Origin of the sequence: Mesorhizobium sp. M8A.F.Ca.ET.021.01.1.1 (assembly GCF_003998025.1) — a bacterium.
Lineage (GTDB): Bacteria > Pseudomonadota > Alphaproteobacteria > Rhizobiales > Rhizobiaceae > Mesorhizobium.
In genome coordinates this window covers 21,255-43,567 of the sequence record NZ_RZSJ01000002.1, presented here as the reverse complement: position 1 = coordinate 43,567, position 22,313 = coordinate 21,255, and the positions used below count along the sequence as shown (strand labels likewise).

The 22,313-nt window shown below is 59.9% G+C and carries 37 protein-coding genes and 1 other RNA gene; 25 read left to right on the top strand and 13 right to left on the bottom strand.

Annotated features, from left to right (window positions below):
- The first annotated feature begins 23 nt into the window (after window positions 1-23).
- From EOA36_RS37075 to EOA36_RS00880, 4 genes are read left to right on the top strand one after another with little or no spacing between them, the layout of a single operon-like run.
- Window positions 24-434, top strand: coding sequence for a hypothetical protein (locus tag EOA36_RS37075; RefSeq protein ID WP_189553055.1), 411 nt, complete (start codon window positions 24-26; stop codon window positions 432-434).
- Window positions 431-649 carry a DUF1653 domain-containing protein gene (locus tag EOA36_RS37070; protein ID WP_189553053.1) on the top strand — a complete coding sequence of 73 codons (219 nt, stop codon included), beginning with the start codon at window positions 431-433 and terminating at the stop codon, window positions 647-649. Before EOA36_RS37075 ends, EOA36_RS37070 begins: the two co-directional genes overlap by 4 nt.
- Window positions 649-1,110, top strand: a complete 462-nt coding sequence (locus EOA36_RS00885; protein ID WP_127275217.1) for a hypothetical protein — start codon at window positions 649-651, stop codon at window positions 1,108-1,110. Before EOA36_RS37070 ends, EOA36_RS00885 begins: the two co-directional genes overlap by 1 nt.
- The gene (locus EOA36_RS00880) at window positions 1,107-1,574 is read left to right on the top strand and encodes an SLOG family protein (RefSeq protein ID WP_127275216.1); all 468 of its coding nucleotides are present in this window, start codon (window positions 1,107-1,109) and stop codon (window positions 1,572-1,574) included. Before EOA36_RS00885 ends, EOA36_RS00880 begins: the two co-directional genes overlap by 4 nt.
- Here EOA36_RS00880 and EOA36_RS00875 read toward each other — a convergent pair.
- From EOA36_RS00875 to EOA36_RS00840, 10 genes are all read right to left on the bottom strand, one after another.
- A complete protein-coding gene (locus tag EOA36_RS00875) occupies window positions 1,555-1,977 on the bottom strand; it encodes a hypothetical protein (protein ID WP_127275215.1) in 423 nt (140 codons plus the stop codon). The genes EOA36_RS00880 and EOA36_RS00875 overlap by 20 nt on opposite strands.
- 65 nt (window positions 1,978-2,042) lie before the next feature.
- Entirely contained in the window at window positions 2,043-2,312 is a 270-nt protein-coding gene (locus EOA36_RS00870; RefSeq protein WP_127275214.1) for a hypothetical protein, read from the bottom strand.
- A 116-nt stretch (window positions 2,313-2,428) separates the two neighbouring features.
- On the bottom strand, window positions 2,429-2,632 hold the full coding sequence (locus EOA36_RS00865; RefSeq protein WP_127275213.1) for a hypothetical protein: 204 nt from the start codon (window positions 2,630-2,632) through the stop codon (window positions 2,429-2,431).
- 36 nt (window positions 2,633-2,668) lie between these two features.
- Window positions 2,669-2,914 carry a hypothetical protein gene (locus EOA36_RS00860; RefSeq protein ID WP_127275212.1) on the bottom strand — a complete coding sequence of 82 codons (246 nt, stop codon included), beginning with the start codon at window positions 2,912-2,914 and terminating at the stop codon, window positions 2,669-2,671.
- The gene (locus EOA36_RS37065) at window positions 2,907-3,071 is read right to left on the bottom strand and encodes a hypothetical protein (protein ID WP_189553051.1); all 165 of its coding nucleotides are present in this window, start codon (window positions 3,069-3,071) and stop codon (window positions 2,907-2,909) included. The genes EOA36_RS00860 and EOA36_RS37065 overlap by 8 nt, the downstream gene beginning before the upstream one ends.
- Window positions 3,072-3,099: 28 nt before the next feature.
- Window positions 3,100-3,261 carry a hypothetical protein gene (locus EOA36_RS37060; protein WP_189553049.1) on the bottom strand — a complete coding sequence of 54 codons (162 nt, stop codon included), beginning with the start codon at window positions 3,259-3,261 and terminating at the stop codon, window positions 3,100-3,102.
- The gene (locus EOA36_RS00855; RefSeq protein ID WP_127275211.1) at window positions 3,254-3,547 is read right to left on the bottom strand and encodes a hypothetical protein; all 294 of its coding nucleotides are present in this window, start codon (window positions 3,545-3,547) and stop codon (window positions 3,254-3,256) included. Before EOA36_RS00855 ends, EOA36_RS37060 begins: the two co-directional genes overlap by 8 nt.
- The gene (locus tag EOA36_RS00850) at window positions 3,547-3,765 is read right to left on the bottom strand and encodes a hypothetical protein (protein ID WP_127275210.1); all 219 of its coding nucleotides are present in this window, start codon (window positions 3,763-3,765) and stop codon (window positions 3,547-3,549) included. Before EOA36_RS00850 ends, EOA36_RS00855 begins: the two co-directional genes overlap by 1 nt.
- Window positions 3,765-3,977, bottom strand: coding sequence for a hypothetical protein (locus EOA36_RS00845; protein WP_127275209.1), 213 nt, complete (start codon window positions 3,975-3,977; stop codon window positions 3,765-3,767). Before EOA36_RS00845 ends, EOA36_RS00850 begins: the two co-directional genes overlap by 1 nt.
- 6 nt (window positions 3,978-3,983) lie before the next feature.
- On the bottom strand, window positions 3,984-5,219 hold the full coding sequence (locus EOA36_RS00840) for an RtcB family protein (RefSeq protein WP_127275208.1): 1,236 nt from the start codon (window positions 5,217-5,219) through the stop codon (window positions 3,984-3,986).
- Window positions 5,220-5,364: 145 nt separating this feature from the next.
- On the opposite strand from EOA36_RS00840, the gene EOA36_RS00835 reads away from it, so the two are divergent.
- The 3 genes from EOA36_RS00835 (at window position 5,365) to ssrA (ending at window position 6,806) form a co-directional block, all read left to right on the top strand.
- Window positions 5,365-6,114, top strand: coding sequence for a hypothetical protein (locus tag EOA36_RS00835; protein ID WP_145969097.1), 750 nt, complete (start codon window positions 5,365-5,367; stop codon window positions 6,112-6,114).
- A gap of 1 nt (window position 6,115) precedes the next feature.
- Window positions 6,116-6,400: a hypothetical protein gene (locus EOA36_RS00830; protein ID WP_127275206.1), complete on the top strand. Its 285-nt coding sequence runs from the start codon at window positions 6,116-6,118 to the stop codon at window positions 6,398-6,400.
- A 12-nt stretch (window positions 6,401-6,412) separates the two neighbouring features.
- Window positions 6,413-6,806, top strand: a transfer-messenger RNA (tmRNA) gene (ssrA, locus tag EOA36_RS00825).
- A 29-nt stretch (window positions 6,807-6,835) separates the two neighbouring features.
- Here the strand turns inward: ssrA and EOA36_RS00820 are convergent.
- The 3 genes from EOA36_RS00820 to EOA36_RS00810 all read right to left on the bottom strand — a co-directional run bounded on the left by EOA36_RS00820 (window position 6,836) and on the right by EOA36_RS00810 (window position 11,556).
- The gene (locus EOA36_RS00820; protein WP_127275205.1) at window positions 6,836-7,039 is read right to left on the bottom strand and encodes a hypothetical protein; all 204 of its coding nucleotides are present in this window, start codon (window positions 7,037-7,039) and stop codon (window positions 6,836-6,838) included.
- Window positions 7,040-7,053: 14 nt separating this feature from the next.
- On the bottom strand, window positions 7,054-10,815 hold the full coding sequence (locus tag EOA36_RS00815; protein WP_127275204.1) for a hypothetical protein: 3,762 nt from the start codon (window positions 10,813-10,815) through the stop codon (window positions 7,054-7,056).
- 81 nt (window positions 10,816-10,896) lie between these two features.
- Window positions 10,897-11,556 carry a site-specific integrase gene (locus EOA36_RS00810; RefSeq protein ID WP_127275203.1) on the bottom strand — a complete coding sequence of 220 codons (660 nt, stop codon included), beginning with the start codon at window positions 11,554-11,556 and terminating at the stop codon, window positions 10,897-10,899.
- Between the two features lie 369 nt (window positions 11,557-11,925).
- On the opposite strand from EOA36_RS00810, the gene EOA36_RS00800 reads away from it, so the two are divergent.
- The 18 genes from EOA36_RS00800 to EOA36_RS00720 all read left to right on the top strand — a co-directional run bounded on the left by EOA36_RS00800 (window position 11,926) and on the right by EOA36_RS00720 (window position 22,313).
- The gene (locus EOA36_RS00800) at window positions 11,926-12,111 is read left to right on the top strand and encodes a hypothetical protein (RefSeq protein ID WP_127275201.1); all 186 of its coding nucleotides are present in this window, start codon (window positions 11,926-11,928) and stop codon (window positions 12,109-12,111) included.
- The gene (locus EOA36_RS00795) at window positions 12,111-14,438 is read left to right on the top strand and encodes an SNF2-related protein (protein ID WP_127275200.1); all 2,328 of its coding nucleotides are present in this window, start codon (window positions 12,111-12,113) and stop codon (window positions 14,436-14,438) included. Before EOA36_RS00800 ends, EOA36_RS00795 begins: the two co-directional genes overlap by 1 nt.
- Before the next feature lie 87 nt (window positions 14,439-14,525).
- A complete protein-coding gene (locus tag EOA36_RS00790) occupies window positions 14,526-15,257 on the top strand; it encodes a hypothetical protein (protein ID WP_127275199.1) in 732 nt (243 codons plus the stop codon).
- Window positions 15,257-15,874 (top strand): hypothetical protein, encoded by a 618-nt coding sequence (locus EOA36_RS00785; protein WP_127275198.1) that lies wholly within the window; start codon window positions 15,257-15,259, stop codon window positions 15,872-15,874. The genes EOA36_RS00790 and EOA36_RS00785 overlap by 1 nt, the downstream gene beginning before the upstream one ends.
- Window positions 15,874-17,967, top strand: coding sequence for a DNA polymerase (locus EOA36_RS00780; RefSeq protein ID WP_127275197.1), 2,094 nt, complete (start codon window positions 15,874-15,876; stop codon window positions 17,965-17,967). The genes EOA36_RS00785 and EOA36_RS00780 overlap by 1 nt, the downstream gene beginning before the upstream one ends.
- Complete coding sequence (locus EOA36_RS37055; RefSeq protein WP_189553047.1) at window positions 17,949-18,113, top strand: hypothetical protein; 165 nt, start codon at window positions 17,949-17,951, stop codon at window positions 18,111-18,113. Before EOA36_RS00780 ends, EOA36_RS37055 begins: the two co-directional genes overlap by 19 nt.
- The gene (locus tag EOA36_RS00775; protein ID WP_189553045.1) at window positions 18,103-18,384 is read left to right on the top strand and encodes a DUF3850 domain-containing protein; all 282 of its coding nucleotides are present in this window, start codon (window positions 18,103-18,105) and stop codon (window positions 18,382-18,384) included. The genes EOA36_RS37055 and EOA36_RS00775 overlap by 11 nt, the downstream gene beginning before the upstream one ends.
- A complete protein-coding gene (locus EOA36_RS00770) occupies window positions 18,384-18,584 on the top strand; it encodes a hypothetical protein (protein ID WP_127275195.1) in 201 nt (66 codons plus the stop codon). Before EOA36_RS00775 ends, EOA36_RS00770 begins: the two co-directional genes overlap by 1 nt.
- 12 nt (window positions 18,585-18,596) lie before the next feature.
- On the top strand, window positions 18,597-19,049 hold the full coding sequence (locus tag EOA36_RS00765) for a group I intron-associated PD-(D/E)XK endonuclease (protein ID WP_127275194.1): 453 nt from the start codon (window positions 18,597-18,599) through the stop codon (window positions 19,047-19,049).
- 1 nt (window position 19,050) lies between these two features.
- The gene (locus tag EOA36_RS00760) at window positions 19,051-19,323 is read left to right on the top strand and encodes a hypothetical protein (RefSeq protein ID WP_127275193.1); all 273 of its coding nucleotides are present in this window, start codon (window positions 19,051-19,053) and stop codon (window positions 19,321-19,323) included.
- Between the two features lie 14 nt (window positions 19,324-19,337).
- Complete coding sequence (locus tag EOA36_RS00755; RefSeq protein ID WP_127275192.1) at window positions 19,338-19,730, top strand: hypothetical protein; 393 nt, start codon at window positions 19,338-19,340, stop codon at window positions 19,728-19,730.
- Window positions 19,724-20,020 (top strand): hypothetical protein, encoded by a 297-nt coding sequence (locus EOA36_RS00750; protein ID WP_127275191.1) that lies wholly within the window; start codon window positions 19,724-19,726, stop codon window positions 20,018-20,020. The genes EOA36_RS00755 and EOA36_RS00750 overlap by 7 nt, the downstream gene beginning before the upstream one ends.
- Window positions 20,020-20,277, top strand: coding sequence for a DUF4326 domain-containing protein (locus EOA36_RS00745; RefSeq protein ID WP_127275190.1), 258 nt, complete (start codon window positions 20,020-20,022; stop codon window positions 20,275-20,277). The genes EOA36_RS00750 and EOA36_RS00745 overlap by 1 nt, the downstream gene beginning before the upstream one ends.
- 4 nt (window positions 20,278-20,281) lie before the next feature.
- Window positions 20,282-20,611, top strand: a complete 330-nt coding sequence (locus EOA36_RS00740) for a hypothetical protein (RefSeq protein ID WP_127275189.1) — start codon at window positions 20,282-20,284, stop codon at window positions 20,609-20,611.
- Window positions 20,608-20,850 carry a hypothetical protein gene (locus EOA36_RS00735; protein WP_145969096.1) on the top strand — a complete coding sequence of 81 codons (243 nt, stop codon included), beginning with the start codon at window positions 20,608-20,610 and terminating at the stop codon, window positions 20,848-20,850. The genes EOA36_RS00740 and EOA36_RS00735 overlap by 4 nt, the downstream gene beginning before the upstream one ends.
- On the top strand, window positions 20,847-21,191 hold the full coding sequence (locus EOA36_RS00730) for a hypothetical protein (protein WP_127275187.1): 345 nt from the start codon (window positions 20,847-20,849) through the stop codon (window positions 21,189-21,191). The genes EOA36_RS00735 and EOA36_RS00730 overlap by 4 nt, the downstream gene beginning before the upstream one ends.
- 40 nt (window positions 21,192-21,231) lie before the next feature.
- On the top strand, window positions 21,232-21,915 hold the full coding sequence (locus tag EOA36_RS00725) for a 3'-5' exonuclease (protein WP_127275186.1): 684 nt from the start codon (window positions 21,232-21,234) through the stop codon (window positions 21,913-21,915).
- Between the two features lie 110 nt (window positions 21,916-22,025).
- The gene (locus EOA36_RS00720; RefSeq protein ID WP_127275185.1) at window positions 22,026-22,313 is read left to right on the top strand and encodes a hypothetical protein; all 288 of its coding nucleotides are present in this window, start codon (window positions 22,026-22,028) and stop codon (window positions 22,311-22,313) included.

Here is a 22,313-nt window from a genome sequence, read left to right as displayed (position 1 = left end):
TGTCAACACTACGGAGAGATTGAATGGGCACCGCCCTTGTTCGTTTTACGCCCCGGATCGGCGATATCGTGATGCTCCGCGAGGACCACCCGCATGCGATCGAGCGCGCAAAATACTACCGCCCAGACCGTTGGCGCGTGACCGGCTACATGAAGAAGCACACACCAGAGCCGCCAAAGGGCGACAGCTTCATGGATCGTCTCATCCGGTCGATCCTCGAAGAGGCGAGCCGCGAAATAGACGCAGGCAAAGGTCGGACGCGCCTGAAATGGTGCGATGCCACTCAAGCAGAATACATCACCGGTTCCGGCATCGCCGGATGCATCTATCCGATCGAGGACGTGATCGTCGTCGGCCGTGTTCCATGGAGCGAGTCGTATCTGGCCTATTCAGAGGTCTCGTCTCGCCGCAACTGGGGAGAAGTCCTGTTTTGAAACCGAAGGTTCGCTGCTACTACCGTCACTTCAAGGGCGATCTGTATTTCGTAGAGTCGATCGGCGATCACACGGAATCCGGTGAAACGCTGGTTGCCTACGTCAGGGCCGACGAGATGTATGATCCCGAGGCTAAGCGGTGGTTCAGGCCGATGGCGGAACATGACAAGGCGTTCACGACGCCGGGAAGATTTGAGAAGGTAGGACCGGTCTGATGGCATTCGAATTTGAATATCTGGGCTTCAAGGTCATGTTCGGCGAGAACGAAGAAGTCTGGCGCTGCCATGCTCTGAATGTCGAACACAAGTCTATGGGCAAGGTGAAGGGCCTGATCGCCGCGAAGCTGCGTGAAGAGATCAAGCTGGCCAATCTGGTCTACGGCATCAAGCAGTGGGGCAAGGTCTACAAGGTGACCGTCGTCGGCATGGTTGACGGTAAGCCCGGCAGAGTCTGGATCAAGAAGGACGAAAGCGATCGGCGCTCGCAGGAGTCTATGTCCGACCTCTTCGAATGGAACGACGACGCCGAACGATTGATGCTTGAAGCAGATCGACTGGAAAATGAGGGCAATGCACTGATCCGCAAGGCGTCCGCCATCCGCAAGGAGATCAAAGGCCTGTCCGAAGAGACCTTGGCGGCGATCATCGGCAAGATCAAGGAGGCGGTGCAGGAATGATTGCGAACAGTTTCATCGACGCCCTGCGCATCGAGTGCCAGCGCGTCTCCAGCCTGATCATCCTTGAGCCCGGCATGGGTATCGTCGTCGCCGGCACAGGCGGACGCGAGTTCGTGAATTATGGGCTGCTTGCCGAGTCCATGGACATTATCCGGACTTATCTCAACATCCGGTTTGTCTCGCATGGGGACGCTCCGGGCGCGGATCGCCTGTTCGGTCTGTGGGCGCGGTCGCGGCGCATCGCCGAGCGCAAGTTGCCGGCCGACTGGGACGGCGGGGGGAAGGCCGCTGGGCCGCTCCGCAATCAGATGCTGCTCGATAGCTTCCCGAAGCCCAACGTCGTCGTAGCCATGCCCGGAGGCACGGGCACGGGCGATATGGTGTGCAGATCGAACCAACAGGGCTTCGCCGTGATCGACATTGAAGAGATTATGGATCGCTGCTTTACACCTGCGGGAGGCTGACCGTCTCGAAGGCCCACGTGAACCAGATGCGCTTCTTCGCGTCGACGGCCTCGACAATGAACAGGTGGTGGGTTGCTGCGGTGTTCAGGACGGACGGGTGAACGTCGAGGATCATCATCTGAACAGGCTTGCGCTTCTTCTTGCCCTTGGCCTTGGTCAGATCGAGACAGCTTGCCGAATTGTCCTTGGTGTCCCAGTTCTCCGGGTCCTCGATCCAGCGCTTGCCATCGGCTAGTGCCGCCTCGAAGGACTTGCAGCCGACCGTGATGGCGTGAAGGGTGCCGATCTGTTCGTCGAAGACGTGATCGTCAGGCCAGATCGCCCACGGCTTCTGTTCTTCGGCCGCGACGGCGCTGACTGCGGCAAGCAGTGCGAGCCCCGCGATGAGGGACTTCTTGATCAAGGGTTTGCTCCTGAGAATCCAGCTTTACAGCCGTCTCCACAGTCAACCCTTTCTGGACGATTTTGTCAAGCAATTCTGGACAGAGCGGCGATCTCTGAATCGAGAAAATCAGCGATCGAGGGAGCCTTCTCACGCAATCGTGCGCGGTCGGTGCCGAGCCCTGCGGCCGGGATCACGACGATGCCGCCGTTCTGGAGATGTCGCGCAGCACGCCGCAGGCGCGCCGAGATCAGCGGCACCACTTCATCGTAGTCTGCGTCGGAGAAGAACGACCCATCCTCCATGGACGGCCGCTTCTTGGTGGGAATGCCGATCGCGTTCGGCTCGCCGCGCATTGCCTTCGCCTGACCGCCCAAGCCTTTGCAGGCAAGGTTGTCACCGTAGACATAGAGGACGCTTCGGTTGTTGTGCAGGTCAAGCCGATCAATGATGGCTTGGCGAAGTACAGGCATCAGTTTTTAACCCGATCGTATAGGTCAGCTACTTCTTTGGCTGTAGTCGTGGCTGTAAGCTGGATCATCACACAATCACAATGCCCAGCAACAAAGTGCGGACAGTCGGCGACGTGCATGATGCAGCACAGAAATGCATCTCCCGGCTGCGCGCCGGCAAGAACTTCGGAAATCGCAGCCGTGAGTTTGTCTTTTTCAGTCATGGCGCTTCTACTACCATGACGCTGTTCGTGTGTCAGCTAGTTGGGCTGCACAACAAACGGGTTATGACCGGTAAGGTAAACGGGCGGCTGGGTACTGCCCATGACGCCGCACCAGACGATTCCTGTGTTGATCACGTCGACGATCTCGTCCGGCGTCAAGCGCCACGCGGAGATAACCTGCTCGCCGTCGCGGAAGCACGGAAGCGTCTTCACGCTTTTCTCGGTGCCTTTGGCAGGCGGCAAATTGTCGTTCTGCTCGTGGAAGGAAACAGGCTCAGCCATTGAACAGGCCGAACCAGTAGCCGACGCCGTGGACCCAGCCGATCGGCGGGATCAGCGACCCGGCGAAGAGCAGTCCGATCCGATCGGACAGGATGCAGGCGTAGACGTGGGTGAACCAAGCCGCCGCCATGGTCAACCAGAAGATGAGGGTCTTCATCGGGAACTCCGTTTCTGAGTTCTGGATGTTAAGAATTACTGGACAAAGAAGTCAAACGTTTTCGCTTCCGTGGCTCAGGCTTGCGGCAGAACGTGATCTGGCCGTTGCGCTTGATCCGGACGATGAGACCGCCATTCATTCTCAGGAAGGCGATCTGCGCGGCGACCTGATGATCGTACTTGTCAATCATTCTTCAACTGCTCCAGCGCCAGCCAGCACGTGTTCGCGTCCGTGTAGAGACCGTCGTTCTCCAGCTTGTCCATCAGGCGCGTCAGGCGATCCTTGAGACTGTCGCCAGCGGCGTAGTGCGGCTGGAGCGCCCGGATCATATCGGTCGCTTCCTCGGTCGTGATGCTCTCGAACGCCTTGATCAGGGTCTTGGCCGCGTCAGCCTCGGCCCACTGGTTGGCGAAGCTGCCGCCATGTGCCTTGCGCGCCAGTTCTCGGAAGAGTTCTGCCTGTCTGATCGGTTGCATTATCCTACGCGGCTCCAGTGGTCGCGATCGACCGGCACCGCGAACGCGTACCAATCACCGCCGAGGGTCTGATGAAACTCCCAGCCGATGATCGGTGCTGGGAGGATGCGACGGATTTCGGGATGCGGCGGACGGGCGCTGAGATAGCCTTCGCTGCCATCGACGTAGGCCACGACTTCACGCTTGCCGGTCGGGAACTCGACTTCGACCGTGAGCATTAGGCACCCGCTCGCGCAAACATCCGCCGCACGATGAAGTTTCGCACGATCGAGATCGCCGAGAAGACGCCGACCAGCACGACCGAGTCGCTCCAAGACGTGTTGTAGCCGAGCAGCGGCATCACGATCTGATAGGTCAGGATCGAGATCACGTAGCCGGAAGCCGTATTAGCCACGGCCTCCAGCATCGACATTTTCGTGGACTGGGCCATCTGCACTCAACCCTTCACGTTCACCAGCGTTCGAAGACGATGGACGATGTCGACAAGGTCAGACTGTGCCGCGAGGACCGCGCCGAGGTCCTTGTAGGCTGCCGGGCTCTCGTCGATGACATCCTTGTCCTTTCTGCACTCGACCCCCTCGGTGGCCTTGATATGATCCTCCACGCTGATCGCCTTGAAGGCCTGCGTGCGGCTCATGCGCCGGCCGGCACCGTGCGAGCAGGAGCAGAACGATTCCGGGTTGCCCTTGCCGCGCACGATGTAGGAGCCGGTCGCCATCGATCCGGGGATGATGCCGAGGTCGCCTTCACGAGCACGCACCGCACCCTTGCGGGTGACGATGACGCTGTCGCCGAAGTGGTACTCGCGGCTGATGTAGTTGTGGTGGCAGTTTACCGCCTCCTGCGTGACATGGAACGGCGGCAGGACCTTCCGCAGCGCCTCAAGCGTCTGCTGCATCATCTGCTTGCGGTTCTCCCACGCGAAGTCCTGCGCCCACTCGACAGCCTTGACATAGTCGTCGAAGAGGTCGGTGTGCTCGACGAGGTACGAGCAATCCGCGCTCGGCAGATACTCGATCACGTGATAGCGCTCCATTTCCTTCTTCGCAGCTTCGATGAAGTAGGAGCCGATCCGGTTGCCGACGCCGCGCGAACCAGAATGCAACATTACCCAAAGGTCTTGATTTTCGTCGGCGCAAAGCTCGATAAAATGGTTGCCCGTGCCGAGAGTGCCCAGATGGTTCATGCCGTTGAAGGACTTCGCCTTCGGGTGCTTGGCGATGATCTCCAGATAGCGCCCTTCCAGAGAGTCCCACCGGTTGAGTGCAGAATCCGGTGCAGACTTGCGCGTCCACGAGCCAACGTCGCCGTCAGCGCCGTTGTTCGTGCGGCCGTGCGGCGTTGCCCGTTCCATCTCGGAGCGGACGTGCCCGAGGCTGTCAGGCAGATCAGATTCCTTGAGAGAAAGACGCCACGCCATCATACCGCAGCCAAGATCGACGCCGACCGCAGCCGGGATCACCGCGCCCTTGGTCGCAATCACGCTGCCAACCGTCGCGCCGATGCCGACGTGAGCGTCTGGCATAGCAGCGACATGTTTGTGGACGATCGGCAAGCTTGCGATGTTGGAAAGCTGGGAATAAGTACCATCATCGAACTCGACGCCCTTGTTCCATGCCTTCACTGGGAAGCGCATGTTTCCGGTCGGTGCGATGTACTGGAAATTGGACATGGTTCGGCAGTTTCCTCTGTTTTCGCCGGATCGGAGTTTTTGACAACTCCGGGGCTTGCGTTTAGCCTGAATGCTGTCTAGGGTTTCTTTACGGCACTGTCAAGCGATGCTGGACACACATTCCACAAACGGGTTGGAGGCAAGGATGTTTTCGGAGTACCATCGTGCGTTGTTCACAATGCACGACAAGCATGAGCGGGTTGCAGGTCTGCACGACGTGCATCAAGTCCTCACGCGAGACGATCAGGACCTATTCTGGCCGTTGTTCCGTCAGGTCTGGACCGGCTCCGAGTCCCTGTTTCTCAATGGTCCGGCTCTCAGGGCTATGCTCACCAAAGAGCGCGTCTGTGATCCCAACCGCTTCACCGCCATGGAGAAGTTCGAGTTGGACTTTATCAAGCGGTCGGCGCAGCGCGGCAAGCCGGTGAAGGTCTATCGTGGCGGCTCCGTGCTGAACCATACCGGTTTCAGTTGGACGACGCGCCGGCAGGTGGCGGAGCAGTTCGCAGCCCTGTCAGGATCGTCAAAGCCGAGCATCACGATCGGGCGGGTGCCGGTGCCGAACATCATCATGTACATCGGCGGGGCGGAGAGCGAGATCATCGCCCTTCCCGAGCACGTCGACATCGATACGATCGAGGATGTCGAGCCGCAGGTCACCGGGCACGCACTGAACATGCGCCGCGTCCAGATCACGGTTCAGGCGAAGGGTCCGAACGCGCTTCAACAGCTTACGCCGGCAGAATATTTCCTGAACGAAATCGAGCGCGGGACGCTCAGCCGTGACGCCGTCATGGAGCATATGCTTGCATCAAAGAAACTTCTTGGCCAACTCGGCTTCACGAGCCGGTTGAAGACCGTCGAAAGCATCATCGACGCGCTGGAGCGGGACTGACTTGCCCTTCGCAGCGCGCCAGCATGACGACAAGACTTGGCGGCTCTGCCACCGCAAGGGGCGGACCTGTCTCTTCGTCCAGAAGAAGTGGTTTCCCGGCGTCCAAATCAAGTTCCCGACGCAGGCCCGTGCAAAGGCGTGCGCCGAGGCTTTGAACGAACGCTGGAAGGAATACGAGAAGCTGGAGAAGGGCCGTCCGAACGACACGATCTATTGGTGGGTGATAGACACCCTGCGCGCTCACGAAGGCCTGACCAAGGCAGACTGGGAATCATTTTACCAATGAATTTGTCCAGAACTGCTTGACGCCGTCCGAAAGATGCGCTATCTTTCGGACACTCCGGAAACGGAGGTATGGACGTAATTCGGGCAACTGGATTGTATGCAGGACGCGGGGGCGGAACCCGCCGCCTCCACCATAACCGCAGCGCACGGTAGCTCCGTGGGTATGCACGCCGGGAGGCTCGGGGAACCCGTCTCCTTCCAGTCTTGCAACTGGAACCAAGGCTGCGGTTTTGATGGGGGCGAAATAGGATCGACTGCTGCGAAGAAGGAAGAACGCGTCTCGGCTAGGTACACCGTTATCGTCCACAACTGTAACTGTCGCAGATAACGACAACCACTTCGAGGCCCGCGCTCTCGCAGCGTAGTCCTCGTGGGGCCTCACCGGCCTCGCAACAGAATGGTGAAGAAAAGCCCGGCTCGCGCCGGGCTTTTTCTGTTAGATCGGGGTTGCGACGAAGATGTTGGCGCGGACGGCCGCGTCCTTGGCTTCGAGCAGCTTGCGCAGCGCCGTGGTGCGCTCGGGATTGCGCGGCAGCTTCTCTACGATCCAGTTGGCCATATCGCCGAACGGCTTGGAGATGGTCTGGAGCTTTTCGGGCAGATGCTCGAACTTGAAGAACTGGAGGATTGCTTCTTCCATGGGGACTTTCCTGATTAGGCGGCGACCCGGTCGGACTCAATGCGCCGGATGAACCACGTGGTGACGTTGTTGGTCTTCTCCGACACGATCTTGACCTTGATCCTTTCGAACTCGCCGCTGGAGCCCTTCCAGTCGAACCGGAAGACCTTCCCGCGCACGGCTCCGAAAGCGTTGGTCATGTCCTTCTGAACGACGGTCGGATCGTCGTTGATCGGCACGCCCCGCGTGCCGTTGACCGGAAGGTGTTCCTTGTCTCCCCAGTCGGCATAGAAGGCCGCGATATCGGCCATCTTCATCGGCTTGGATTCCACGAAATCGTAGTGGACCTTGATGTCCGCGCCGACGCGACCCTTCGGCGAATTGGCGAGCGCCGCGAGGAACGATCCCCACGCTTCTGCGCTGGACGAGTCGGACTTCACGTACTTGCAGGCCGCGCCGAAGCCTTCGACGCCGATCGTCTCAAGCAGGCTGCCGATGACGCCGCAATACTGCTCGAACGACGGCAGGCTGAAACCGTGCCAATCGCTGGCCTTGTAGCCGGCCGGACGGTTCTGGAGCCAATACTGCACGAGCAGGATCAGGTGCTTGTACAGGCGCTCGGAGTTGGCCTCGACGTGACCCTTGAGATCGGCGATGGCGAACACGCGGCCGGAGTCGGTCGGATCGTCATCGAGATCGAGGCGGATCGGCAGGACGCGGCGAGTGTTTTCGTCCGAGGTCCGCACGTTGTTGCCGGCGAGGATGACCTGCATCCGGTTCGGGATTTTCACCATGGCAGTCGACCCGAGAAGACGATCTTCCCACTCGGACGAAGTCGCGAGGTTGGCCAGATGCGGCGAGTTGATCGGCTGCGTCAGGTTGTCGAAGAAGGTCACGTTCGTTCCGGTCTGAAACCGGGCCGTGATCGACTTGCGCTGCTCTTCCTCATTGTTGGACATGGCCACGGTGCCGATCGTGGTCCCGGTGGCGATCCGCATGGCCGTCGTGACCAGCAAGGTTGCGCCCGTGCCGGCCGCAGGCTTGTCGACCATGTAGAAGGGCGTGTTGCCCTCGAACATGCTGCGCACGAGCGGCTGTAGCATCATGGCGAGCAGGTGCGCCTTGGACGACACGCCACCGTCCTCGTCGTTCGGATGGTCCTTGAAAGGGAAGTCACTGAACAGGCCGAAGAGTTCCTTCTTGGCCAGCGCAAGGTTTGCGTTGTTGACCTCGAACAACTGGTCAGGCGCGTAAGGGTTGGTGCCCTCGGTCGTCTCGTAGCGCAGGATACGGCAGCCGTCGCGGTCATAGCCGGCCGTGGTGACCAGTTTGCCGTCCTTGGTGAAGTATGGAAGCTCGGAGAAGCCCTCCAGCTTGTGGAGTGCCAGCGCGGGCGACACACACGCCTGATCCGCCAGTTCGTCGGGCAGCTTGTCATGCATCAGCGATCCGTCCGACGAGAACTTGATCACTTCCATCTTGATCTGGGCGACGGACTTGATGACCGGCCGGGTCAGCGTCTCGGTGAGGTATTCATTGTTGGTCGACTGGACGCAGCGAATCTTCTGGGAGCCGTAGGAGTATGCCCAAGGCTCGCGCCCGTTGAGAACGTTGCAGGCGTCGACGAAATAGTCGATCGACCCCTTCATGTTGGAGTCAACCACTGGAACGATGATGACGTTCTTGTCGGCCTTGAACTTCTTGTAGGTGCGTCGAAGCTGCTTGACCAAGGTCGCCGGGTCCGGCGTGTCATCATCGATGTCGACCTGACCGGAAGAGCGCAGGCCGTTGATGGCTCCCATCACGTCGGCCTTTACGAGATCGAGCGTCTTGGCGATCTTGGTGGCGAACTCGTTTCGGTCGCTGCGCTTACCCAGCGCCGCGATCTGGTGATAAAGCTCCTGCACCTTGGCGCGCGACGAAGTCTTCGAGATCGCCGAGACGGCTTCGACAGCCTCAGAGAAGCGGGTCGAATAATCAGCCTGCTTCGCGTCCTCGCCGTCGATATCGTCGTCGGCTTCCGACTTCGGCTTTTCCTCGTCGTCGATGCCGGCGAGATCGTAGGTCGGGTCGGTCAGGATGGAATCAGGGAACCAGCCATCCTGCATCGCCTTCTGCATGTGCGCGAGACGGTCACGGCCGGAGCACCCGGCGTGGCTGCAATGGAATGAAAAGGTCTCGGCGTCAGCGCCGGCCGACTGGATAAAGCAGCCCTGATCGTCGGGATCACCGGGATTGGAATGGTCATCGTCGAACGGGCATTCGATCGTGAACTTCGTTTCGGACTGCTCTGTGCGAATCTTGTCTTCGCAGTGATCCTTGAACACCTGCGCGATGTCGAAGCCGTGGCTACGGTCTCGCGCCCACTGGCGCAATTCAACGCCCAGTGTCGGCGACACGATCTGGCCGCGCGCCGTCGCGCCCATGATGTAGGCAGCCTGATCGAACGGGTCGGAAGAGACCTTGGCAGTGCCGGCGCTCGGGATGTCCTCGAACTTGATCAGCCGGCCGCAAGTCAGCATGACGCGGTAGTTGTGGTGATCCTTCGAGTGGCGCGGCAGGTAGAACAGGCGCGACGGATCGCGCGCGGCCGGATCGGGATCGATGCCGAACGACCGGCCGAGGCCGAGAACCTTCTGCGACCAGAGATTGATCACGTCCTTATGCGCGCCGTCCTGCTCCGTGTAGATGAACGGGGCAGCCAACGGGAACAGCATTCGAAACTTGTCGATCGGCCGCGTCTGGATGATCAGCTTCATGCCGTCGTCCTGACGCTTTTCGATGAACGCGGCCGCGTCGACCACGTCGTCGACGTAGGGTGTTTCCTCGCGCAGATAGCGGCGAATGGATTCGGTCGTCGGCGTGGTGTCAATCTGGCTCTTCTCAGCCCAGCGGTGGAAGCGATCCTGAGCGACCTCGATGCCGGTCGACCCGTGAGAGTGGGTCGTGTAGAGAATGCATGTCAGTCCGGCCGCACGGACGCGCTGGAAGCAATCCTCCAGAGACGCGCCCGAGTCCACGTCGATGCCCATCATGTAGTTCTTGAGGACGTTGTTCTTGGTCCGTCGCTTGGACTGACCGAGGGTGCCGGTGACGAAGCAGCGGCCTTCCTTCTTGCCGATCTTGTGCTGGGCGAACATGCCCTCGAACACGGCCTTGAACGGAGCCTCGGGAACGGACTTCCATTCCTTCTCGAAACGGTTCTCGGCGACCGACAGGGCGATCGGCAGCGCCGCGACTTCCGGCGTCATCGTGCCCCAGATTTCGGCGTCATAGACACGGCTGGTCGGTTCGTCTGAAATCTGTTCACCGGGTGCGAAAAACGCTGCCTCGATCTCGTCTGTCGTGAAAATCCGATACCCGCGCTCGACACGATCTGCGTCTGCGTCGGTCATCTCGAACGACTTCACCGGCAGCGGGATCACCCGCTCAACCGTGTGCCCATCATTCTCGATCGGCTGGAGATCGGCGACGATCTTGCGCACGCGATCGGTGTCACCTTCGACCAGATAGACATCCCAGCGGTAGCCGTTGCCATAGACGGCGAACGACGGCGCGAACACGCCAGCGTTGGGCTCGATATCCTGCGAGGGGAATTGAAGGGCGAAGCCGGCGAGGGTCTGATCCACGAGCAGATCGGCGAAAACCTCATCCTGCTCTTCGACGAACTGAACGATCTCCTGATAGTCTCCAGTCGTAACGACTGCGGAGCCGTCTGCGTTTAGAAAATCGATGTCACCTTTGACATGGGAGAAGGCACCGCCGAGCCAAGACTGGAGGAAAGGAGTTTCAGACATCCGGAATCTTTTCGTTTTATGAGAACCGGTTGTCTAGCAATTCTTGACAAAGCGGTCAATTGAATCTTGCCGGCGTCCCGCTTAGAGGGACGCCACCAGCGCGGACGCATTCGGCGATGCGTCGATATAGGTCTCGGTCGTCTTGAGCGAGGCGTGCCCGGCGAGAAGCTGGACATCCTTGAGCGAGCAATTCGCCGAGCCGGCCGTGCGGGCGAGCTTGGTGATGAAGCCGCGCCGGCCACTATGCGAGGTCGCACCCTTGAAGCCGCAGGCGACATAGATCGCCTTCAACTGCTTCTGGACTGCATTCGGCGTCATCTGCACACCGAAGCGGCCGTAGAAAATCGGGCCTTCCGTGATGCCGGCCTGAGCGCAATATTCCGCGATGGCGACATGGATTGCCGGGTGCATCGGAATGGTGCGTTCCTTGCCGTACTTGCCGGCCTTCTTGGTGACGTGAATGCTGGCGACGATCTCGCCGGTCACGTCGCTGATGTCCTCGTATTCCAACCATGCGATCTCCTGCGCCCGCAGCGCCGCATAGTGGGAGAGAAGAAGCATGAGCCGATCACGCGTCGAGAAGACCGACTTCTCTTCGCACTTGGCCAGCGCCGTCTCGAACTGGTCGCTGGTGATGATCTTGGCCCGGCCGTGGTGACCGCGATGCGAGACCCTATGGACCTCGGCCTTCGGCGGGACCTTGACCGCCTTGCGTGGCGGGAACTTGATGATGTCTGCCATGGGAACCACTCCGTTTGTGTTGACGGAGTTGTTTTAGACAGAAATTCTTGACACGTCAAGCAGTTTCCGGAGATGCCTCCATCTCCGGATTTAGATGCTTCATTCCGTGCTCTGGGCAATCTTTCGCAAAGGTGTAGACGACGCCGCGCGGCGTCAAAAGCTGAATCTTTTCATGGTCCTTGAGGGTGCGATGGATGCACGTGCAGGACAGGTACTCGGGATCATCGGGAGACATCCGGCCAACATAACAGAATCCACGCGCGAGGCCAGAAATTTGGAAAAGTGGCTCATGGGCCATTGTCAAGAATTGCTGGACATCCACGTTTTTGGATAGTAATGGGCGACACCATTAACCATGACGGAGTTCCCATGTCCCTTGGATACGCAGCCATCAAGAAGGATGGTGTCGGCATCGCGCTTTTCACCGATATCGGCAATTGGGCCATCCCGGCGCACGACCCGCTCTATCCACAGGTCGTCGATGCGGTTGACGCTCAGAAGTCGCTCACCGAGTTCGACTATCTCCTGAACGATCCGGTTCCGGCCATCGCCTAATGCAGGCGCTCATCCGTCCAGAGGACGGGGAGTACCTTGAGTTTCAGGAAACCGGCATCCGCTATGCGCTGCGGCGCAGGCGGACGTTGATCGCCGACCAGCCCGGCCTCGGAAAGGGTCACCCCCTGACCACGAGGTTGGCTACCCCGACTGGCTTCCGGGCGGTCGGCGATCTTGCTGCCGGTGATCACGTCATCGGTTCGAACGGCAAGCCGACCCGCATCCTGAAAATCCACGATCGAGGCATCCTCCCGGTCTACCGCGTCACCACGAGTGATGGTGCGTCCGTCGTCGTCGACGGCGAGCACCTGTGGACCGTCTACGACCATGCGGTCGGCGATTTCGTGACAATCGACACGACCGAGATCGCCGCGCGCCTCATGAACGGCGAAGAGTTCGATCTACCGACCCTTACGGCACCGGTAGAGTTCATGCACAAGACCGTGACCATGGACCCGGCGATTGCCGGCGCGCATCTGACGCGGCCCTATCTCGAAGGCGAGTTCGAGATCGACGCCCTCCAGTATATCGACGGCTCGCTCTCCCAGCGCATGGCTTTCCTCGGCTCCGTGATCCGGATTTTCGGCTGGGTGCGCGGCGACAACATCCGTGTCCTGCTCACTCACCGTGATCGATCGGAAGACCTCGTCGAGGCCGTGGTGCAGATCACCCGCAGTCTCGGCGGACTGGTGTTCGTCGAACGCAACACGCGCCGCAACAAGCTCGAAATCTTCCTTCCAGACGATGTCTGGTTGCCACTCGTCGGCTACCGCACGACCGCGACCAAGGTGAAGAAGCGCTGGTCCAAGTTCCGGCCGGGGCTGCCGCCGCGCAGCATCACGTCGATCCTGCCGGCCGGCAAAGATCAGGTCCGCTGTCTCGAAGTCGACGCGGCCGACAGCCTCTACGTCACCGACGAGTTCATCGTCACCCACAACACCGTCAGCGCGCTCGGGCTCTCCAATAACCTGCCCGATGTCCGCTCGATGCTGGTCATCTGCCTAGCCTCCCACAAGGAGCATTGGAAGCGCGCCGTCGAGAAGTGGGACATCCACGGGCTGAGCGTCGACATCGCAGAGGGTGATTACTTCCCCGACTCCGAATGCGTCATCATCAACTACGACATCCTCTATCGGCACTATGACGCGATCCGGCGCGGCACGTGGGACATTCTGATCTGCGACGAGGCGCACAACCTCCAGAATGAGGAAGCCCGGCGCACCGTCAACGTGTTCGGCTCCGGCCCACGCAAGGTCTCCATCACCGTCCCCGACATCGATCCGATGACCGGCGAGCAGCGGCTGACCAAGGACGGCAAGAAAAAGACCAAGAAGGAAAAGAAGCGCTTCGAGGACATCAAGGCGCATCGCGAAGTCTATCTGACCGGTACACCCATCCCCAACCGTGTGAAGAACATCTGGCCGCTGGTCCGTCGCTGCGATCCTGATGGCCTTGGCCGCAACCGACTTGCCTTCGCTTATCGCTATTGTGGCGGCTACGAGACGGCCATGGGGCTCGAAGACAACGGTGCCTCGAACCTACCCGAACTTCGCAAGATCATGCGCGACCGATTCATGGTACGCCATCTCAAAGCGGACGTTCTCAAGGACCTGCCGCCGAAGACCCGCCAGATCATTCCGCTGTCGTCGAAAGGCCTGATCAAAAAGGTCGCGGCCGAGAAGGACGCGGTCAAGGAACTGCTTCGGCAGTACGAGGCGAAGGCCGGCATTCACAAGGACATGGACGACGCGTCGATCGCCGAACTGGTGATGAACGCCCGGCCACAGATGTTCGAGGATTACGCAGCCACCGTCGACGGCAGTGCGATGAACGACACACCGCTGAACAAGCTGGCCATCGCCCGCGCCGAACTGGCGCTGGAAAAGGTGCCGATGATCATCGAGCACGTCCAGAGCCTGATCGATCAGGGCGAGAAGGTCATTGTCTTCGCCTACCACCGGGCAGTCATCGAAGCGCTCAAGGCGCGGTGGGATAATTCCTGCGCCTGCATCTACGGCGCGACCCCGACGAAGAAACGGCAGGCCGAGGCCGATCGCTTTCAGGAAGACGAAAACTGCAATCCGTTCATCGGCCAGTACACGGCGGCGGGCACCGGTTACACGCTGACCCGCTCCAAGATCGTGGTCTGCGCCGAGCTTACGTGGCTGCCGCACGAACTCAGTCAGGCCGAGGACCGGGCTCACCGGTTCGGTCAGACCGAAAATGTGCTGATCCACCATCTTGTTGTCATGGGATCGCTCGACGACGCCCTGCTTGGAAAGATCGTGGAAAAACAAGCAATTATCGACGAAGCGCTGGACGGCTAGGACAGCGTTCCTAAGTTTCGATTGACTTTGTTAACCAAAACTTGCACCAAGTGTCCAGAATTACTTGACAGATTAGGACCCCAAAACATGACTTGGATTATGACGGCGACTGGTCGCCGCGTCGATTTTCTGCGCCCTGATGTCAACGAAATCACCCTGTCCGACATCGGCATCTCGCTCTCCCGCGTGGCTCGTTTCGGTGGCCATTCCCCTCTCAAGATCGGCCAGCATGTCTGCGAAGTCGCTACGCTCATGATGATGCGCGCGACCGAACAGGGCATGTCCGAGAAGGAGATCGCCGAGGCGGGCATCGTCGGCCTCGTGCATGACTTCCCCGAGGCCTATTGCTGCGATGTCATGACGCCGCTCAAGCGTCTGCTCGGCACCGCGTACAGTGACATCGAAGCCCGCCTGCACGACGTGATCGTCAAGCGCTTCGAACTCGAAGGTTTGTTCGAGAAGTACCACGACCTGCTCAAGTGGGCCGACTTTCAGGCGGTGACCGAGGAAGCACGGCGCTACAGCCTCGACGGCAAGTACGTCTCCGAGATCACGGGCGAACTGGAAGACCGGCCGCACCAGTGGACCGATCCGAACGCCGAGGCCTTCCTGTCCGACACCATCTGGGAGGACGAGGAAGATCGCCAGTATGCGGTGATCATGACCTTCATGCGTCTGATGCTGGCGACCGGTCGCGGCTACGTCCTGACGCCGAAGACCACCGGCATTCCCGGCACGTCGGTCGACATGGTCCGCGAGACCACCGAAGACCTGATGCCGATGCCTCCGATCCTGCTCAGCGGAGACGTGTATTTCTGATGCGGGCCGATGCAGCAATGCTCGGCGCGCCGGTTCACGCTCGTGTCGAGAACGACTTTTACGGCACCATCGATCTAGGCTGCACCCACGCGCTTCTCAAGTTTCTTGAGGCGCGCGGCCAGTCGATCCTTGGGAAGCGCGTGTGGGAGCCCGCTGCCGGACAGGGGCATATCTCAAAGGTATGCCGGCTGTACGGCGCGACCGTCACCGAGTCCGACATCGCGCCGCAGACCGAAGACGGCGTCTACATGGACTTCACCACGGTCCCCGACACCTACTTCGACCACCACAGGCCGACGCCGCATTTCGTCATCACCAATCCGCCCTACCAGCGCGACGTGATCGACGCGTTCTTGACCAAGTGCGTCATGCTCGCCCGTGACTACGGCGTCACCTGCGCGATGCTGATGCGCAACGAGGTCGACAGCGCCGTAACGCGCCGGAAGTTCTTCGCCGACTGCAAGCAGTTCGACGCCAAGCTGACCCTGCTTTGGCGTCCGCGTTGGATCGCGGATTCCACCGGGTCTCCCCGCCACAACTATGCGTGGTTCATTTGGTCTCCGGCTGCGGGCAACCGCGCCGCCGAGCTTCACCACGCGATCAAGCCGAAGCTCTGATGCGCGAAGTCATTTGGGATTGTGAAACGGACGGTCTCCTTCCGCAGGTCTCCAAGATTTGGGTGATCTCGCTGATGGTGATCGATGACGACGTGCCGTCGCCGATCTTCTCCTACGTCGGAGACGAGATCGACGACGCCGTTGGTATCATCGAGCAGGCCGACGTTTCGATCGGCCACAATCTCGTCGGCTACGACTTGATGGTGCTCGACAAGCTCTACGAGGACTATCAGCCGAAGGAAGGCCAGATCATTCGGGACACGCAGGTCATGTCCCAGATGCTCTTCGCGAACCAGAAGGACAAGGACTACAAGCTTCACGAGCGCGGCACGCTGGAAGGCAAGCTGATCGGCCGGCACGGTCTCGAAGCGTGGGGCCAGCGCCTCGGGCATTACAAAGGCTCCTACTCCAAGGACATGATTGCCAAGGGCCTTGACCCTTGGAAGCAGTTCGATTTCGAGACCGGCGTCCCGTACTGCGAAGACGATATCGAGGTCACCTACCGCCTGTGGATGAAGTGCAAGCAGATTGAATGGTCTCACGCGGCCATCGTTCTTGAGCACCAGATCACCGAGTTGATGGCCATTCAGGAGCAGTCCGGCATCTGGTTCGATGTCGAAGCTGCCAAGGTCCTCGAAGCGGAAGTCAGCGCCGAATACGAGAAGCTGTCGGCCGTCGCCATCGAGCATTTCGGCTACTGGATGGCCCCGGCCAAAAAGTACAAGTCGGAGCCGCGCGAGAAGTACGGCGAGGACGACAGCCGCTCGATCTGGGGCGAGGTCACGATCGAGAAGCGCGCCACGCGCCGCGTCAAGGTCAAGGATGGCCCCGGCGCTGGCTGCTATCAGCATTTCAGTCAGGACGCGCCGTACTGCAAAATCGAGAAGAAGGATTTCAATCCGAACTCTCGGCCGCAGATCATCGACCGCCTGCGCGTCGTCTACAACTGGGAGCCTGTCGACTTCACGGAAGCCGGCAACCCGACCGTCGACGACGAGGTTTTGCGCGGCCTCGCCAACGATTGGCCGATCTGTGACACGCTCGCGGAACTGTTCTTCCTTTCGAAACTGCTCGGCATGCTTTCGGACGGCAAGAACGGCTGGCTCAAGATGGTCGACGAGGATGGTTTCATCCATCCTCGCACCAATGCCGGTGGCACCCGCTCCGGACGCGCCTCGCACTCTTCGCCGAACATCGCGCAGGTGCCGAAGGTCAAGATCATGGATACCGTCTTCAAGGACGGGACCAAGAATCCGGCACTGCTCGACGCGAACGGCGAGTTCTTCCCGCACTGCTTCAAGGAAGACGGGACGCTCAAGAAAGCGGCCATCGTCATGGGCCGCGCCGGCAACTACGGCTGGGAATGCCGCAACCTGTTTCAGGCTCCCAAGCTCGACGGCCACCAGTGGTGGTTCATGGGCTGCGACTTGTCTGGCATCGAGCTTCGCTGCTTCGGCCACCATCTGGCCCAGTACGATGACGGTGCATACCTCGAAGTCGTTCTCAACGGCGACGTGCACACGACCAATCAGCAGGCCGCAGGTCTGCCGACGCGCGACAACGCCAAGACCTTTATTTACGCCACGCTCTACGGCGGTGGCGATGCGAAGATCGGCTCGATCGTCTGCCCGCCCGGCACGCCGGAACGGAAGATGGCGGCGCGCGGCAAGGAATTGAAAGCGAAGTTTCAGGAAGGCGTCCCCGCCTACCGCGAACTTATGCGCTGGGTCGCGCGGCAGGCGAAGCAGGGCTGGATGCCGGGTCTCGACGGCCGGAAGCTTTGGGTCAAGTCGCCGCACTCTGCACTCAACCTGCTTCTCCAGTCGGATGCTGCTTTGTTGGCTAAGAAGTGGGTCTGCCTCTACGTCCAGTACATGGAAGAGGCTGGCTACGTCATGGGCTGGCACGGGGATTTCACGCTCTGCGCGTGGATTCACGACGAAATCCAGTCGGCCTGCCGCACCAAGGAAATCGCGGAACACGCTCGCGAGATCGCGATCCGTGCAGCGGCCGACGCCGGCCATCATTTTGATTATCGCGCTCCAGTCGGAGCGGAAGGAAAGATCGGTTTGACATGGGCACAGACGCACTGACGAACACCGTCACGATCACGGTCGAAGAGTACAAGCGCCTCATCCAGTGTGAACGCTGGGTCAGTGCTCTCGAAGCTGCCGGCGTCGATAGCTGGGACGGCATCTCACATGCACATGAAATCTTGGAGGAAGACGATGAAGCTTAAAAGCTGGAGCCATTTCTTTCAGGCCATCGCGCGCGGCGACAAGACCCACGATCTACGCTCCAAAGCCGATCGCGAGTTCTTCGTTGGGCAGGTCCTGACCTTGCAGGAATACGATCCCTTCGAGGGCAAATATTCCGGCAACGAGGTCGACGTGGTGGTCACCTTCATCACCGACGACGTGACGCCGTGCGCATTTTCCTCGGCCGTGCTCGATAAGGGATACTGCATCCTGAGCCTGCGCTTGGTGAAGACCGACGAGGTCCCGTTCTGATGACCGGTCTCGAAATCGTCGGTGCATCTGCACTCTACCTCGGTGGCCTCTACGTCGCGGCGATGATCATCATCGGCATCACGTCGATCCTGTCGCCTCGCCTCGACAGCCTCATCGCCGCGACTGCGATCTGCGTCTTCGGTGGAGGGCTCGGCATCATTGTCGGCCTTGTCCTTCTCGGCATGCAGCTTGCGGGTTGAGTGCAGATGGGAGTGAACCAGCATCGCGTCGGCGCGGCGGCTGAGCAGCTTGTCGCCGCCCATCTTCTCGGCAAGGGGCACGACGTGTTCATGCCGACGATCACGCAGTCCCGCGTCGATCTGATCTACACGGCCGGCGCTGAATCTCGCCGGGCACAGGTCAAGGTGGGCACCCGCTTCAAGACGCGCGGCAAGGAATACGAGAACGTCAAGCTGCGGGTCTCTGGACTCAACCAGAACGGCGGGTCTCGGCCGTATGCACCGGGCGAGATCGACGAGCTTTGGGTGCTGGGCACGCACCTGTGGTGCATCCCGGCAAGGGTCATCATCGGCCGCTCAATGATCAGTCTCACGTCGAAGGACGCGCTGAACTGGACCCGCAAAGATTACGACTGCGACGAGTTCATCGTCATGCGCGGCGAGTGGGAAAAGCCCATCCGCACCGTGCTCGGAATTGGAGGATAAAATGCGTCTGCGCCTGCTCATTTCGGCGACCTTCTCGTACCTCGCGCTCATCACCGCGCCGAAGGAACTGAGGTCCATTCAAGCGGCCTTCCCCAATCTGTTGAAAGGCCTGCGGGACGAACTCTCGATCGGCCGCGACGGCGGCGTTGCGATCATTCCGTGGTCGATCAGCCAGCGCGGAAAAGACCTGTCGAAGGTCCAGCATTACGCCTGCCTCGAAGCCGCTGACGGCGTGCGAGCAAGCTGGGCCAAGCACCGTCAGGCAGCGGCATAGAAGGTCGAGTGCAGATGAATGACGAAGTGAAAAAGTGGATCAAGCGGACCAACCGCAAGGGTCCGTTCCTGCTCTACGGCACCAAGCCGATCAAGTATTTCGTCGGCTGGGATCGATCGGTCGAGCCGCCTGTGAACATTCACGCAGACGGCACGGCGTACACCGTGATCTGGAAGGACAAGAAGGACGGCAAGGTCCGGATCGGTGTCTTCAAGGACGGCATGCATTGTCGCTACGGCGTCAACACCTATGGCGTGCTCTCCGGCAATTCCATGGCCGATTTCTGGCAGGCGACGGCAGGCATGCTCGATGAGACCGAGATGGCCATGATGATGCGCATCATGAAGGGCGAATGGCATCCAATGGGTCAGTTCGACCCGGCGACGATCGAGAGCCTTACATGGTGATGCGCTCGAAGTCCTCGCAGAAGTCCCGCTTCTCGCAGATGACGATGGACTTCCTCGGCCGGCGATACGGCCGTCTATTCCCGATGTCGCAGACCAGTGAAGGCGTCATCCTTCATATCGGGGATGAGCTTCGGTCGAGAGCAGACCCGACGATTACTCGTCGCGTGGTCTGCTTCTTCCACACGGATCACGATGAAGTCGCATTCGGCTTCACGCCGCCCGAGCAGTACGACCCGACCGCACCCATGTGGCGTCAGGAGGCGGTGCTGAACAAATACGAGAAGGTGTGATGCCGGAGGTCTTCAACCTCTACCACGGGGATTATCCGGAAGCCGCCGTCTACATCGGACGCGGATCGAAATACGGCAACCCGTTCAAGGTCGGTGTCGACGGCACTCGAACGCAGGTCATCAAACTGTTCTGCGATCAGGTCCTACCCAAGCTGGACTTACGTCCGCTGATCGGTTGCGATCTGCTCTGTTTCTGTCACCCGAAGCCCTGTCACGGTGATCCAATTTTGAAGGAAGTGAAGCGTCGTCATGGCTAACTGGATGGACATCGGAAACGCTCTTTTCAACTGGGTCGCCGCAGGCTTTGTCGTGCTCAACGCGCTCGACATCTGGAAGCGCAAGGACGTGGCCGGCCACACCTATCCGTCCGCGATCTTCTTCACGCTCTGGGCCGGCTTCTCGATCTTCTATTTCGCCGGGCTCCAGCAGTGGTGGACCATCTGGCCGACCGCAGCAATGTTCGCCGCCAATGGCTTCTTGCTGGTGCTGGTCTTCACCTACCGGCGCAAGTTTCGCCAGTCGATCATCCTCGGCGGAATACGCCACGAGAGCATGACCGACGAAGAGTTTCACAACGACAGGTACGCATGATGGATTTGGTCAAGCACCCACTCAGCACTCTCGATCTCGAAGGCGTCATCGACCGCCTCGGCGAGGAATGTTCCGAGGTCATCAAGGAAATCTTCAAGGGCCACCGATTTGGCTTCCACGCCACTTCGCCGAAGGACGGATCGACGCCGATGGAACGGCTGCTTTCTGAGGTCAAGGATGTCAAGAAATGCTTGACAGAATTTGAAAAGCGCATCAAGCGCAAGGAGCACAAAAAATGAGCGGATGGATCGGGGTCGACTTCGACCGAACGTTGGCCGTCTACACCGAGTGGAAGGGCGAGAACCATTTCGGCGAGCCCATCATGCCGATGGTCGAGCGCATCAAGCGTTGGCTGGCGCGCGGCATCGAAGTTCGCATCTTCACCGCCCGCTGGTCTGACGTTGAGAACCGCGTGAATCTGGCAAAGTTCATGCACGAATGGTTGGCGAGGGTCGATATCCCGCCGCTCAAGATCACCAACGAAAAGGACTATGCCTGCATCCAGATTTGGGACGACATCGCCGTTGGCGTCGTCGCCAATTCGGGGCAGCCGCGCACGATCTGGCCCGAGGGCATTTAGGACAGCGTTCCTAACTTCCGATTGACTTTTTTGTCCAGAATTGCTTTACATAAGCACAACAGACGGAGCGAATACCCCTCCCATGAAAGCCCTCATTTTTGATACCGAGACGACCGGCAAGGCCGACTTCAAGGCCGACCCGATCGCCCCGCAGCAGCCGAAGCTTGTGCAGCTTGGCGCGCTGTTGATCGACCTGACCAACGGACGCGAACTCGGGTCTTGCGACCTGATCGTATATCCGTCCTCGTGGGAAATCCCGCAGGAAGTCGCGCTGATCCACGGCGTCACCCAGCAGATCGCCGAAGAAGCCGGTCTCGATCTCGATCACGTCGTGAACGTGTTCAACGGACTGGTCGCAGCGGCCGATCTCGTCGTCTGCCACAACACGGCGTTCGACACGATCATCATGCGCCGCGCGCAGGCGATGGTCGATCTGGCGCTCAAGCGCAACGACATCGGCGACCCCTTCGAGGGCAAGCCGATCGTCTGCACGATGAAGGCGTCGACCCAGATCGTGAAGAAGCGGTCCAAGCGTCCGCTGCACAACGAAGACTACAAGTGGCCCAAGCTGGCCGAGTGCATGAAGTTCTTCTTCGATGAAGAACTGGAAGGCGCTCACAACGCAATCGTGGACTGTCGGGCAACTTCCCGCGTCCTTCTCGAATTGGTGAATCGGGGCGCTATCGCCCTTCCCTCCCAGCTTCCCGCAGCCGAAGCGGCCTGATTCACCAACCCCTAGCACCACTGCGCCGACTGCCCTCGGCGCGGGAGGTCGCAGCGACCGGGTGTGCCCGGTCGCTGCTCAAAAGATACAAGCGATAAGAGAGACGCGAAATGACTGAGACCCCCGAGGTCGCCAACGATGGCGATCCTATGCTCGAATTTGCTGCCGAGCGCGCCGCGATCCTGTCCTCCAGCCATCTCCAGATGGTCTGTGACGCTGGCGAAAATGAGCTTCGTCAAGCCGCAGCAAACATCACCCTCGACATGTTCAAGAAAGCCTTCGCCCTCGGCTACGCCAAGGGTTTCAAGGACAGTGAAGAACACGCCCGCCAGCAGGCCGCAGGCATCCAGACCGTCGAGTTCGTCCCCATGCAGGGCGACGGCGTCACCGGAGAATAA

What these genes read in the sequence shown, in the direction of transcription:
- EOA36_RS00850 (WP_127275210.1), bottom strand. Translation starts at nt 3,765, where the DNA reads ATGCTCACGGTCGAAGTCGAGTTCCCGACCGGCAAGCGTGAAGTCGTG.
- EOA36_RS00720 (WP_127275185.1), top strand. Translation starts at nt 22,026, where the DNA reads ATGACTGAGACCCCCGAGGTCGCCAACGATGGCGATCCTATGCTCGAA.
- EOA36_RS00865 (WP_127275213.1), bottom strand. Translation starts at nt 2,632, where the DNA reads ATGACTGAAAAAGACAAACTCACGGCTGCGATTTCCGAAGTTCTTGCC.
- EOA36_RS00740 (WP_127275189.1), top strand. Translation starts at nt 20,282, where the DNA reads ATGGACATCGGAAACGCTCTTTTCAACTGGGTCGCCGCAGGCTTTGTC.
- EOA36_RS00760 (WP_127275193.1), top strand. Translation starts at nt 19,051, where the DNA reads ATGCGTCTGCGCCTGCTCATTTCGGCGACCTTCTCGTACCTCGCGCTC.
- EOA36_RS37065 (WP_189553051.1), bottom strand. Translation starts at nt 3,071, where the DNA reads ATGAAGACCCTCATCTTCTGGTTGACCATGGCGGCGGCTTGGTTCACC.
- EOA36_RS00750 (WP_127275191.1), top strand. Translation starts at nt 19,724, where the DNA reads ATGGTGATGCGCTCGAAGTCCTCGCAGAAGTCCCGCTTCTCGCAGATG.
- EOA36_RS00800 (WP_127275201.1), top strand. Translation starts at nt 11,926, where the DNA reads ATGTCCCTTGGATACGCAGCCATCAAGAAGGATGGTGTCGGCATCGCG.
- EOA36_RS00785 (WP_127275198.1), top strand. Translation starts at nt 15,257, where the DNA reads ATGCGGGCCGATGCAGCAATGCTCGGCGCGCCGGTTCACGCTCGTGTC.
- EOA36_RS00880 (WP_127275216.1), top strand. Translation starts at nt 1,107, where the DNA reads ATGATTGCGAACAGTTTCATCGACGCCCTGCGCATCGAGTGCCAGCGC.
- EOA36_RS00835 (WP_145969097.1), top strand. Translation starts at nt 5,365, where the DNA reads ATGTTTTCGGAGTACCATCGTGCGTTGTTCACAATGCACGACAAGCAT.
- EOA36_RS00735 (WP_145969096.1), top strand. Translation starts at nt 20,608, where the DNA reads ATGATGGATTTGGTCAAGCACCCACTCAGCACTCTCGATCTCGAAGGC.
- EOA36_RS00870 (WP_127275214.1), bottom strand. Translation starts at nt 2,312, where the DNA reads ATGCGCGGCGAGCCGAACGCGATCGGCATTCCCACCAAGAAGCGGCCG.
- EOA36_RS00795 (WP_127275200.1), top strand. Translation starts at nt 12,111, where the DNA reads ATGCAGGCGCTCATCCGTCCAGAGGACGGGGAGTACCTTGAGTTTCAG.
- EOA36_RS00730 (WP_127275187.1), top strand. Translation starts at nt 20,847, where the DNA reads ATGAGCGGATGGATCGGGGTCGACTTCGACCGAACGTTGGCCGTCTAC.
- EOA36_RS00820 (WP_127275205.1), bottom strand. Translation starts at nt 7,039, where the DNA reads ATGGAAGAAGCAATCCTCCAGTTCTTCAAGTTCGAGCATCTGCCCGAA.
- EOA36_RS37055 (WP_189553047.1), top strand. Translation starts at nt 17,949, where the DNA reads ATGGGCACAGACGCACTGACGAACACCGTCACGATCACGGTCGAAGAG.
- EOA36_RS00810 (WP_127275203.1), bottom strand. Translation starts at nt 11,556, where the DNA reads ATGGCAGACATCATCAAGTTCCCGCCACGCAAGGCGGTCAAGGTCCCG.
- EOA36_RS00860 (WP_127275212.1), bottom strand. Translation starts at nt 2,914, where the DNA reads ATGGCTGAGCCTGTTTCCTTCCACGAGCAGAACGACAATTTGCCGCCT.
- EOA36_RS00855 (WP_127275211.1), bottom strand. Translation starts at nt 3,547, where the DNA reads ATGCAACCGATCAGACAGGCAGAACTCTTCCGAGAACTGGCGCGCAAG.
- EOA36_RS37060 (WP_189553049.1), bottom strand. Translation starts at nt 3,261, where the DNA reads ATGATTGACAAGTACGATCATCAGGTCGCCGCGCAGATCGCCTTCCTG.
- EOA36_RS00770 (WP_127275195.1), top strand. Translation starts at nt 18,384, where the DNA reads ATGACCGGTCTCGAAATCGTCGGTGCATCTGCACTCTACCTCGGTGGC.
- EOA36_RS00885 (WP_127275217.1), top strand. Translation starts at nt 649, where the DNA reads ATGGCATTCGAATTTGAATATCTGGGCTTCAAGGTCATGTTCGGCGAG.
- EOA36_RS00780 (WP_127275197.1), top strand. Translation starts at nt 15,874, where the DNA reads ATGCGCGAAGTCATTTGGGATTGTGAAACGGACGGTCTCCTTCCGCAG.
- EOA36_RS00755 (WP_127275192.1), top strand. Translation starts at nt 19,338, where the DNA reads ATGAATGACGAAGTGAAAAAGTGGATCAAGCGGACCAACCGCAAGGGT.
- EOA36_RS00840 (WP_127275208.1), bottom strand. Translation starts at nt 5,219, where the DNA reads ATGTCCAATTTCCAGTACATCGCACCGACCGGAAACATGCGCTTCCCA.
- EOA36_RS00775 (WP_189553045.1), top strand. Translation starts at nt 18,103, where the DNA reads ATGAAGCTTAAAAGCTGGAGCCATTTCTTTCAGGCCATCGCGCGCGGC.
- EOA36_RS00845 (WP_127275209.1), bottom strand. Translation starts at nt 3,977, where the DNA reads ATGGCCCAGTCCACGAAAATGTCGATGCTGGAGGCCGTGGCTAATACG.
- EOA36_RS00815 (WP_127275204.1), bottom strand. Translation starts at nt 10,815, where the DNA reads ATGTCTGAAACTCCTTTCCTCCAGTCTTGGCTCGGCGGTGCCTTCTCC.
- EOA36_RS37075 (WP_189553055.1), top strand. Translation starts at nt 24, where the DNA reads ATGGGCACCGCCCTTGTTCGTTTTACGCCCCGGATCGGCGATATCGTG.
- EOA36_RS00790 (WP_127275199.1), top strand. Translation starts at nt 14,526, where the DNA reads ATGACTTGGATTATGACGGCGACTGGTCGCCGCGTCGATTTTCTGCGC.
- EOA36_RS00745 (WP_127275190.1), top strand. Translation starts at nt 20,020, where the DNA reads ATGCCGGAGGTCTTCAACCTCTACCACGGGGATTATCCGGAAGCCGCC.